This is a genomic window from Pseudomonas sp. NFPP07 (assembly GCF_900115645.1).
GTDB lineage: Bacteria > Pseudomonadota > Gammaproteobacteria > Pseudomonadales > Pseudomonadaceae > Aquipseudomonas > Aquipseudomonas chlororaphis.
Genome location: NZ_FOXG01000001.1, coordinates 22,018 through 32,300 on the forward strand (window position 1 = coordinate 22,018; position 10,283 = coordinate 32,300).

Genomic DNA, 10,283 nt, shown 5'->3' on the forward strand with positions numbered 1-10,283 from the left:
AGCGGTTGTGAATAAGGAACGTTCAAGGCCCATGAAAAATTAGAGGCTGGCGACCGCCGCCGCCAACGCCCGGCTGAAAATATCCGCCACCTGGTCGATTTGCGCCGCGGTGATCACCAGCGGCGGCAGGAAACGCACCACACTGCCATGGCGCCCGCCCATTTCCAGGATCAACCCGCGCTTGAGGCATTCACGCTGCACCAGCGGCGCCAGGCGGCTGAACTGCGGCGGATGGCCCAGGGCGTCTTTCTCGCCGGCCGGGTCCACCAGCTCGATCCCCAGCATCAGGCCGCGCCCGCGAATGTCGCCCATCTGCGGATAGTCGCGCTGCAGGATCCGCAGGTGCTCGCTCAAACGCTCGCCCATGGCGGCGGCATGCTCGGCCACCCGGTGTTCCTTGAGGTAGCGCATCACCGCGGAACCGGTGGCCATGGCCATCTGGTTGCCACGGAAGGTGCCGGCATGGGCGCCCGGCAGCCAGGTGTCGAGCCAGTCGCGGTAGACCACCACCGCCATCGGCAGGCTGCCGCCGATGGCCTTGGACAGCACCACCACATCCGGAATGATCCCGGCGTGCTCGAAGGCGAACATCTTGCCGGTACGAGCGAAACCGCTCTGGATCTCGTCGACGATCAAGGCCACCCCGGCCTTCTCGGTGATCCGGCGCACGCCGCGCAGCCAGTCGAGGTCGGCGGGAATCACCCCACCCTCGCCCTGCACCGCTTCGACGATGATCGCCGCCGGCAGCTGTACGCCGGCTTCCGGATCGCTCAGCAGGTTTTCCAGGTAGCTCAGGTTGGCCTTGACCCCGGCTTCGCCACCCAGGCCGAACGGGCAGCGGTAGTCGTAAGGGAACGGCAGGATCTGCACCCCATTGGTCAGCAGCGCACCCAGCGGGCGCTTCGGCCCCAGGCTGCCCATCAGGCTCAAGGCGCCCTGGGTCATGCCGTGGTAGGCGCCTTGGAACGACAGCACAGTGCTGCGGCCGGTGGCGGTGCGGGTCAGCTTCAGCGCCGCTTCCACGGCGTCGGTGCCGGTGGGGCCGCAGAACTGGATTTTCGCTTCGGCGGCCAGGGCCGGCGGCAACAGGCCGAACAGGTCCTGGACGAACTGGTCCTTGACCGGGGTGGTCAGGTCCAGGGTCAGCAGCGGCAGCTCATCGGCCAGCACCTGCTGGATGGCCTCGATCACCACCGGGTGGTTGTGGCCCAGGGCCAGGGTCCCGGCGCCGGCCAGGCAGTCGATGAAACGCCGGCCTTCGACGTCCTCGACATGAATCCCGCTCGCCCGCTTGAGCGCCAGCGGGATCCGCCGCGGATAGCTGCGGGCATTGGATTCCTGCTGGTTCTGCCGGGCCAGCAACGGCGATTCGGTGAACTGGTAAAGCGTCTCGGCAGGCGCGGGACTGGTCCGCGCGGGCTGATCGTCGACAAGGCTGGTAGCAACTGACATCTCTCGAATCCTCACGCTGATGAGTTGAGCGAAACCGCACACCACACAGGTACGCAGCCGGTTCAGCGCGCACTCGCAGGTTTTCCTGTTCTGGAAACGCATCAGCGACGAGAGGATTTACACCCAGGCGAGGGTTTATTGCGTGGGGAGATAACGGGAAGCGGACGAATTGTCAGGGGACTGTGGCGATTCGAGTTTTTTCGCGAGCAAGCTCGCTCCTACAGTGGGCAGCACAACCCTTCTTGTAGGAGCGAGCTTGCTCGCGATAGACCCTCAGGCAGACTGCAACGGCATGGTCAGCTCGACCCGCAAGCCATCGGGCCGGCTGTCGAAATGCAGCACGCAACCGCAGCGCTGGACAATCGCCTGGACGATGGCCAGGCCCAGGCCGCAACCGGTGCTCTGGCCGTTGCGCCAGAAGCGCTGGGTCAGGTGCTGCAAGTCATCCTCGGGAATGCCGTCACCGTGGTCGCGCACCTGGAAACGCACGCGGTTGCCGATGGTTTCCAGGTTCAGCTCCACCGGCGCATCGCTCGGGGTGTGGCGCAGGGCATTGTCCAGCAGGTTGCGCAGCGCGGCGATGGCCAGCACCGAGGGCATTTCCAGCGGCGCCGTCGACACCCGCTCGTCGATGTGCAGCCTGACCCGCTGCCGGGCACCGCTGGCGGCGTCCTGGATCGCGGTTTTCGCCACCTGTTCGGCACTGCACTGCACGCCGTCCTCGAACGACAGGCTGCCTTCGACCCGCGCCAGCAACAGCAGCTGCTCCAGGGTCCGGTGCAGACGGTCGGCGCCTTCTTCGGCGCGCGCCAGGGATTGATCGCGGGCCGCGCCGTCGGTCATCCGCGCCACTTGCAGGTGGGTCTTGATCGCCGTCAGCGGGCTGCGCAATTCGTGGGCGGCGTCACCGGTCAGGCGGCGCTCGCGCTCGAGGGTCTTGCCGATGCGCTGGAACAGCTGATTCTGGGTTTCCAGCAATGGCCGCAGCTCGCTGGGCAGCGGCTGGATCTGCAACGGCTCCAGGGAGTCGGCGCTGCGGCGCATCAGGGCATCGCGCATGCGGTTCAGCGGCGCCAGGCCCTGGCCGATCCCCAGCCACAGCAACCACAGGCAACCGAGCAAGGCCACGCCGACCGGCACCGAGGCCGCCAACAGCACCGACATGTTCAGCGCTTCACGCTCGACCTGGCGATCGGCGGTAGTGATGCGCAGGTCGCCCCGGGCCAGGGTGAAGCTGCGCCAGCGCACGCCGTCGATCATCTGGTCGTGAAAACCCATGCGTTCGGCTTCGAGCTTTTCGTCGGGATGGTTATGGCTGCGGGCGAGGATCTCGCCGCGCAGGGAGCTGACCTGGCAGGCCATGCCCCCGGGAATGTTCAACTGTTCGGCGCTGAAATGGGTGCCCTCACCCTTGCTCGGCAAGGCCGGCAATTGCTCCAGCAGGCCGGCGACCATGCGCGCCGACGCCACCAGGCGCTGGTCGAGGGAAAACATCATCTGGTTGCGCAGGTCGCTGAACATCCAGGCCGCGGCCAGCGCCCAGATCAGCACAAAGGCCGCGCCGATGGTCAGGCTCAGGCGCAAACGCAGGCTCATCACTTACGACTCCTCCCCGCCATCCGCCGGCCCCAGGCGATAGCCCAGGCCGCGCACGGTCTCGACGATGCCGTTGCCGAGCTTGCGCCGCAGGTGGTGGATGTGCACGTTGAGGGCATTGCTTTCCAGTTCGTCGTTGAAACCGTAGACGCTGTCCTTGAGCTGCTCGCTGGACAGCACCCGGCCGCGGTTGTGCAGCAACGCCTGGAGCAGCGCCTGCTCGCGCCGCGACAGGTCCACCGGCTGGCCGCCGAGCTGGGTTTCGCGGGTGCTCGGGTCGTAGGTCAGGCGGCCGTGCTCGATCAGGTTGACGCTGCGCCCCGCCACCCGGCGCAACAGGGTATGCAGGCGCGCCGCCAGTTCCCGCAGGTCGAAGGGCTTGAGCAGGTAATCGTCGGCGCCGGCCTGCAGGCCGTCGACCCGGTCGGTGACCGAGTCCCGCGCGGTGAGGATCAGCACGGGGATTTCCAGGCCGTTGTGGCGCAGTTGCTTGAGCAGCTTCAGGCCGTCTTCGTCGGGCAGGCCGAGGTCGAGCACCATCACGTCGAATTCCGCCACGCCGAGCATGGCCCGCGCCGCCGAGGCGGTGGCCACGTGCTCGACCGTCAGGCCCTGGGCCGTGAGGCCGGCCACGATCCCGCTGGCAATCAGCTCATCATCTTCACAGACAAGTACGTGCATGGTGGAACCTGTAGAAAAGGGGTGCATTAAAACCAGCGCCGATTAAGCCGACATTATGCCTGCACCGCCAGTGCCACAAGGCGTGCAGGGTTAATCATCGGTTAATCGCCATCGGCCATTGTGCCCCCCACTTGCACCGGTTTAAGGCTTTTCCATGCGTCGTCTGTTCATCCTGTTGTTCATGCTGCTGTCGGGCCTGGCCCAGGCGGGTAACAACCCGTTCGAGGTCAAGCCCGACTTTCTCCCGGTCGGCAAAGCCTTTGTCTTCACCTCCGAACGCCTGGCGTCGGGGGAAACCCAGCTGTTCTGGCAGATCGCCGACGGCTATTACCTGTATCAGCAACGGCTGAAATTCGACGGCCTGGCGGACGCACACAAACCGGCCCTGCCCGAGGGCGAGGCCCACAGCGACGAATTCTTCGGCGCGCAGCAGGTGTATCGCCAGGGCCTGGAACTGAAAATCCCCGCCGGCGCCACCGGCAAGGTCAAGGTCGGCTGGCAAGGCTGCGCCGATGCCGGCCTGTGCTACCCGCCGCAATCCTTGGAAGTGGACCTCGGCGGCAGCCCGGCCGCCGCCAATGCAACCAATACCACCGAGGCCAGCGACCAGGCGCTGGCCAGCGGCCTGCAACAGCGGGCCCTGGGCTGGAGCCTGCTGGTGTTCTTCGGCCTCGGCCTGTTGCTGGCCTTCGCCCCCTGCTCGCTGCCGATGCTGCCGATCCTCGCCGGCCTGGTGGTGGGCAGCGGCGCCAGCCCGCGGCGCGGCTTCGCCCTGGCCGGCAGCTATGTGGTGTGCATGGCGTTGGTCTATGCCGCCATGGGCGTGCTCGCCGCGCTGCTCGGCGCCAACCTACAAGCCCTGCTGCAACAGCCCTGGCTGCTGGGCAGCTTTGCCGCGGTGTTCGTGGTCCTGGCACTGCCGATGTTCGGCTTCTTCGAGCTGCAACTGCCGGCGGCCCTGCGCGATCGCCTGGAAAACGCCAGCCGTTCGCGCAGCGGTGGCAGCCTGGTCGGCGCCGGGGTACTCGGCGCCCTGTCCGGCCTGCTGGTCGGCCCGTGCATGACCGCGCCGCTGGCCGGCGCCCTGCTGTACATCGCCCAGAGCGGCAACGCCCTGCACGGCGGGTTGATCCTGTTCGTCATGGGCCTGGGCATCGGCCTGCCGCTGTTGTTGCTGGTGACCGTGGGCAACCGCTTCCTGCCCAAGCCCGGCCCGTGGATGAACCTGCTCAAGGGTGTGTTCGGCTTCCTCTTTCTCGGCACCGCCATCGTGCTACTGCGCCCGGTGCTCGACGAATCGCTGTGGATCGGCCTGTGGGGCGCGCTGGCGCTGGTCCTGGCCTACACCGCCTGGCAGCAGATGCGCGCGGCCGGGCGCGCCGGGCATGTGTTCGGCGCCGGTTCAGTGGTATTCGGCCTGTGGGGCAGCCTGCTGCTGGTGGGCGCCGCCGGTGGCAGCGACGACCTGTGGCGACCGCTGAAGGTCTATAGCGGCGGCAATGGCGTGGCGACCGTCAGCGCCCACGACGCCTTCAGCACCGTCAACGACCCGGCCGCCCTGCAAGAGGCCCTCGACACCGCCAGGGCCCAGGGCCAGTGGGTGCTGCTGGACTACTACGCTGACTGGTGCGTGTCCTGCAAGATCATGGAAAAACAGGTGTTCGGCCAACCCCAGGTCCTCGAGGCCCTGAAAGACGTGCGCCTGCTGCGCCTGGACGTGACGGCCGACAACGCCGCCAGCCGCGAACTGCTCAACCGGTATAAAGTGCCGGGGCCGCCGAGCCTGCTGTGGATCGGCCCGGACGGCGAAGAACGCCGCAGCCAGCGGATTACCGGTGAGGTAGACGCGGCTGCCTTCCTGCAACGCTGGACCGCTACCCGAGAAACCCGTTGATGCTGACCTTTACCATCGGCACCTTTGCCATCGCGCTCAACCACCTGCTGCTGATCAGTGCCCTGGCGCTGGCCACCTTGGTCGGCTGGCGAGTCGCCAAGCGCGGTGGCGAGAACCCGGAATCGGTGCTGTTCGGCCTGTTCCTGCTGGGCATGCTGGCGGCGCGCATCGGCTTCGTGGTCGCCTACTGGAAGCATTACCGCCACGACCTGTGGCAGATCATCGACCTGCGCGACGGCGGTTTCCTCGCCTGGCCGGGGGCCATCGTCCTGCTGCTGGCCGCCCTCGCCTGGGGCTGGCGCCGCCCGGCCCTGCGCCAGCCGCTGGGCGCCGGGGTCGGCAGCGGCCTGGCGTTCTGGCTGCTCGCCAGCCTGTCCCTGAGCCTTTTCGAACAAGGCACGCGGCTGCCGGAAATCGCCCTGCGCAACCCCGACGGCGGCACCGTGCAACTGACCAGCTACCAAGGCAAACCGCTGGTGATCAACCTCTGGGCCACCTGGTGCCCGCCCTGCCGCCGGGAAATGCCGGTGCTGGAAAGAGCCCAGCAGCAGCGCCCGGACCTGACCTTCCTGTTCGTCAACCAGGCCGAAAGCATGCAGAGCGTCAGCACCTTCCTGGCCACCCAGGAGCTGAACCTGAACAACGTGCTGTTCGACGGCAGCGGCCGCCTGGGCAAGGCCGTGGGCTCCATGGCGCTACCGACTACGCTGTTCTACAGCGCCGACGGGCGCCTGCTCGGCAGCCACCTGGGCGAGCTGTCCGAAGCCAGCCTGGCCCGCGCCCTGGAACATTTCGACTCAGCGCATTCGACCACGGCCACGCAGGCCGCCCCTTCAAGGAAATTGCCATGCCTTTCATCCGCCACCTGCTGAGCCTGTCCCTGGGCGCCGCCCTGCTCCAGGCCCCGCTGCTGCACGCCGAAGAACTGCCCGAGGCGATCAAGAAGATCGAAGCCAAAGGCGCCAAGATCGTCGGTAGCTTCGATGCCCCGGACGGCCTCAAGGGCTATGCCGCGCAGTACCAGAACCGCGGCATGGCGCTGTACCTGACCCCGGACGGCAAGCATGTGCTGCTGGGCAACCTGTACGACGCCGACGGCAAGGACCTGAGCGCCGAGCCGCTGCAGAAACTGGTGTACGCGCCAATGGCCAAGGCCGTCTGGGCCAAGATGGAAAAGAGCCACTGGATCGCCGATGGCAAGGCCGACGCGCCGCGCGTGGTCTACCTGTTCAGCGACCCCAACTGCCCCTACTGCAACATGTTCTGGGAACAGGCGCGGCCCTGGGTGAACGCCGGCAAGGTCCAGCTGCGGCACATCATGGTCGGCATCATCCGCGAAGACAGCCCGGGCAAATCCGCCGCCCTGCTGGCCGCCAAAGACCCGCAGAAAGCCCTGCAGGACCACGAGAAAGCCGGCAAGGGCAGCAGCCTCAAGCCCCTGGCCAAGATCCCCGCCGAGGTCCAGGCCAAGCTCGACGCCAACATGGCGCTGATGGACGAACTGGAGCTGTCCGCCACCCCGGCGATCTTCTACATGGACGACAAGGGCGAGCTGCAACAGCAACAAGGCGCGCCCGCGCCGGACAAGCTGGGCAAGATTTTCGGGCCTAAATAAGGCGCAGATTTGGCGGCGTTCGATACGCCGCCATCGCGGGCAAGCCTCGCTCCTACGGTTGACCGCGTTCTTCCGTAGGAGCGAGGCTTGCCCGCGACAGGACCCTCAAAAACACCGAAAATCAACGATCCTGACGCCCATCCAACAACGCATCCACCACCGCCCTGGCCATTTCCACGGAATGGACCATCGACCAGATCAACCCGCGCTCCAGGCCACTGCCGCGTTCGGTGATCTCGTCGCTGACTTCTTCGGCGCATTTGAGCAAGAGCGAGACATGCACCAGGGCTTCTTCGGCGGTGATGCCTTGGCGGACACAGAAAAGAGAATCCGGACTTACCGGCCCTGCCGCAGTGGCAGGAAGAGCATCGAATGATTCGGCAGGCGAATTGGCCAGAGATTGGCGCAAGGTCTGATTGGCAGTCTTCAGTTCAGGGTAGCGATACACAGGAATTGGCTTTTTCATGGGTGCAGTCCTCAACACAGTGGATATGAATACCCAGCGATTACTTCTGGGTCTTCGTACGTTCCCGACAGTTTTTCGGACTTGCACTTCCGGCCATCGATTTGGCGACGACCCACGCAGACTAGTAGCTCAGAACAGCCACCTTCAAGCCGCAAACTGCGTCTCGGAAATACCCTACAAAAGAAAGCGAATTGGCCCCCTGTAGCCGCTGCCGAGCCTGCGAGGCTGCGATCGACTGCGCAGCAGGCGCCAAACCTGCCCATGCGGTGTGTCAGGCAAGATACCGTCGCCTGGTTTACGGCCGCTTCGCGCCCGATCGCAGCCTTCGGCAGCGGCTACAGGAGCGTGTCTGAATTCGGCGCCTGTGCATAAGCCGCTTCGTCGGAATGCCGCGCAGTCGATCGCAGCCTCGCGGAGCTCGGCAGCGGCTACAGGGGCGTCAACATTCGGCGTTTGTGCGTAAGGCTCAGGCGAACTCGTCCGGCGCTTCGCGGGCGAGGATGTTCTCCAGTTCACCCGTGTCGCCTCGTTCGTTGAGGAGGCCGCTGACCTGATCGACCCAGACCTTTTCCGAGGCAATCCCGGCCCACGACTGGCTGCCGAAGCCGTGATACGGCCGGTCATCGAAGGTGCTGATCAGCAGTTGGTTGAAGCGCACCGTTTCCAGGTTCTTGCGTTGGATCTGCATCTGCAGCGCCCCCAGCACCTTCTGCTGCTCTTGCGGGTTCGGGCGATAGCTGAACAGCCGCGGCGAGCTGAGCACCAGGAACTCCGGGGGAAGGTTTTCATCGATGGCCGCCTGCAAGCGGTAATGGCCATCGAGAATCAGGTGGCAGCTCAGGCCGCTGACGTACCACAGCAGGATGGGCGGCAAGCTGCCTTCGCGGGCTTTCTTGCGCCACCATTTGAGGCGCCCGGAATGCGGGTCCACTGCATGCAGGCCGACCACCGCGCCGCCACTCTCGCCCAACTCGACCCAGCGCACCGCGCCGGGTTGCCGGTTGTCGAGGATGTTGCGGCCGTAGATCGCCCACTGCGGCATATGGCTCAGGGCGTCTTCGCCGCCCTTGAAGTACCAGGCTTCGGTGCCGCTCAGCAACGGCCGCATCGGCTTGAGGGATTCCGGGCGCAGGGCCCGTACCAGCCAGTAGCCGGGGTAGAAAAAGTCCGGCTGGTGTTGCATCAACTGCTGGACGAAAAAGCGGCTCCAGGCCTTGAGGCGCGGGGCCGGGTCGAGGCGTAGCTGTTGCTCCACCTGGGGCGAATCGATGGGCCCCACCAGGGTTTGCGGCAAGTGCTCCAGCAGGTGATTGCGCACCAGCCACACGCCATAAAGGCAGCGGGACATGGTGCCCCAGAGCAGCGTCTGGTCACCCAGCACCAGCTGCATGCGTCGGTTGTGGCCACTGAGCAGGCGCAAGTTCGGCTTGCCGCTGGCCGGGCGCTTGACGTCCACCCCGAGGCCGTTCCAATTGCCGGCCAAGTCCTCGATATCGCGCCAGTAAATATGTTCCGTCATCGCCCCTGTCCCTGAATGAAAACGCCCGGCGCAGGTGCTTGGACCTGAGCCGGGCGCGACTATAGCAGAGGGTCGGGTGGTGGTAGCTGCACTGTCAGCAGGAATGCCGCTCCGCCAAAAACGCCAACAACGCCTCGGTGACAAACGCCGGATTCTCCAGGTTGGAGATATGCCCGGCCTCGGGCACCAGTTGGTAAGGGCAACCGATCAGCTCGGCCATTTCCCGGGTTTCCGCAGGTGGGCGCGGTTTGTCCTGGTCGCCGCACAGCAGCAAGGTGGTCTTGGGGTCCAGCTGGTCCAGGCGCGACAGCAGGTCTGCGCGGCTGAAGGTGATGCGGCCCATGGGCACCACGCTTTCGCGCAGGCGTTCGCTGGGCAGGGCCGCGAGCACGGCGCGGAAGTCCTGGTACAGCGCCGACTGCGGATCGATGCCCGGACGGAAGAAAATCGGTACCACGATGTCCAGCAGCTGCGGCGCGATCACCCCGCTCTCTTCGATCTGCTTGAACAACGAGAAGTAATACTGGCGGGTCGGCTCCGGCTCGGCCCCCAGATAGGTGTCCATCAGCACCAGGCCATTGATGCGCTGCGGCGCCGCCAGGGCCAGGCGCGCGCCCCACATGCCGCCCACCGACAGGCCGACCAGGCTGATGCGTTCGATCTCAAGATGATCCAGCAGCGCCAGCACCTGCCGGGCGATGTCGTCCAGTGAAGCAGTGCCTTGCGGCAGCGCGCCGGATTGGCCGTGGCCCCACAGGTCCAGGGCGATCACCCGGTACTGCCGGGACAGTGCCTCGATCTGCGGCGCCCACATGTTCAGGTCCCACAGGTAGCTGCCGGCCAGCAGCACCGCCGGGCCGCTGCCCTGGTCCAGGTAGTGAAGGGCTTGTCCATCAATAGTCGCGAAGGGCATCAACTGTCTCCTGTTGAGGGGGGCTCCAGAAAAGCTTCGCTAGCCTGTGCCGGTGAAAGGGTTCAGTCAATCGGACGAGTTCGAAGAAAAGTGCAGGCCTGGAGATTTTTCGCGAGCAAGCTCGCTCCTACAGGGTTTGATATGACC

Annotated in this window: 9 protein-coding genes; 3 read left to right on the forward strand and 6 right to left on the reverse strand. The window is 65.8% G+C overall.

The window, feature by feature from the left end; translation table 11 throughout:
* Nucleotides 1-39: 39 nt before the first annotated feature.
* From BM019_RS00135 to BM019_RS00145, 3 genes are all read right to left on the reverse strand, one after another.
* Nucleotides 40-1,452: an aspartate aminotransferase family protein gene (locus BM019_RS00135; RefSeq protein WP_087092798.1), complete on the reverse strand. Its 1,413-nt coding sequence runs from the start codon at nt 1,450-1,452 to the stop codon at nt 40-42.
* 273 nt (nt 1,453-1,725) lie between these two features.
* A complete protein-coding gene (locus BM019_RS00140) occupies nt 1,726-3,051 on the reverse strand; it encodes an ATP-binding protein (protein WP_175510545.1) in 1,326 nt (441 codons plus the stop codon).
* A complete protein-coding gene (locus BM019_RS00145; RefSeq protein ID WP_007922871.1) occupies nt 3,052-3,729 on the reverse strand; it encodes a response regulator in 678 nt (225 codons plus the stop codon).
* A 154-nt stretch (nt 3,730-3,883) separates the two neighbouring features.
* On the opposite strand from BM019_RS00145, the gene dsbD reads away from it, so the two are divergent.
* From dsbD to dsbG, 3 genes are read left to right on the forward strand one after another with little or no spacing between them, the layout of a single operon-like run.
* Nucleotides 3,884-5,623, forward strand: a complete 1,740-nt coding sequence (gene dsbD, locus BM019_RS00150) for a protein-disulfide reductase DsbD (RefSeq protein WP_092417341.1) — start codon at nt 3,884-3,886, stop codon at nt 5,621-5,623.
* Nucleotides 5,623-6,495 carry a TlpA disulfide reductase family protein gene (locus BM019_RS00155; RefSeq protein ID WP_062825117.1) on the forward strand — a complete coding sequence of 291 codons (873 nt, stop codon included), beginning with the start codon at nt 5,623-5,625 and terminating at the stop codon, nt 6,493-6,495. The genes dsbD and BM019_RS00155 overlap by 1 nt, the downstream gene beginning before the upstream one ends.
* The gene (gene dsbG / locus BM019_RS00160; protein WP_092417343.1) at nt 6,471-7,238 is read left to right on the forward strand and encodes a thiol:disulfide interchange protein DsbG; all 768 of its coding nucleotides are present in this window, start codon (nt 6,471-6,473) and stop codon (nt 7,236-7,238) included. The genes BM019_RS00155 and dsbG overlap by 25 nt, the downstream gene beginning before the upstream one ends.
* Nucleotides 7,239-7,359: 121 nt before the next feature.
* Here dsbG and BM019_RS00165 read toward each other — a convergent pair whose 3' ends face one another.
* The 3 genes from BM019_RS00165 to BM019_RS00175 form a co-directional block, all read right to left on the reverse strand.
* Nucleotides 7,360-7,704, reverse strand: a complete 345-nt coding sequence (locus tag BM019_RS00165; protein WP_092417345.1) for a DUF6124 family protein — start codon at nt 7,702-7,704, stop codon at nt 7,360-7,362.
* Nucleotides 7,705-8,170: 466 nt separating this feature from the next.
* Nucleotides 8,171-9,223: a hypothetical protein gene (locus tag BM019_RS00170; RefSeq protein ID WP_092417347.1), complete on the reverse strand. Its 1,053-nt coding sequence runs from the start codon at nt 9,221-9,223 to the stop codon at nt 8,171-8,173.
* Between the two features lie 94 nt (nt 9,224-9,317).
* On the reverse strand, nt 9,318-10,136 hold the full coding sequence (locus BM019_RS00175) for an alpha/beta fold hydrolase (RefSeq protein ID WP_092417348.1): 819 nt from the start codon (nt 10,134-10,136) through the stop codon (nt 9,318-9,320).
* Nucleotides 10,137-10,283: the final 147 nt, after the last annotated feature.